This window comes from Cupriavidus sp. SIMBA_020 (assembly GCF_046535395.1).
Lineage (GTDB): Bacteria > Pseudomonadota > Gammaproteobacteria > Burkholderiales > Burkholderiaceae > Cupriavidus > Cupriavidus campinensis.
In genome coordinates this window covers 1-262 of record NZ_JAWRWU010000861.1, presented here as the reverse complement: position 1 = coordinate 262, position 262 = coordinate 1, and the positions used below count along the sequence as shown (strand labels likewise).

Sequence of the window (262 nt, the reverse complement as noted above, 5' to 3'; positions counted from 1 at the left end):
CGGCCTGCTCATGATCGCCGGGATCGGCGCGTGGCAGACGCGCACGTCGATGACGGCAGACCGCCGCGACCAGTTGTCCACGCTGGTTGCGCAGGCAACCAACGTCGCCGATCACTTCTACAAGCTGTCGCAGCAGAACGCGCTGTCCGAAGCCGACGCGAAACAGAAGGCGCTCGAAGCGATCGCCGCGATGCGCTACGGCACCGACGGCTACATCTCGATCAACGACTCGAAGCCGGCGATCGTCATGCATCCGATCAAG

At 64.1% G+C, this 262-nt stretch carries 1 protein-coding gene; it reads left to right on the top strand.

Annotated features, from left to right (window positions below; genetic code table 11):
- Nucleotides 1-262, top strand: a 262-nt coding sequence (locus SB751_RS31840; RefSeq protein WP_410749253.1) for a cache domain-containing protein, incomplete at both ends; no start/stop codon positions are given.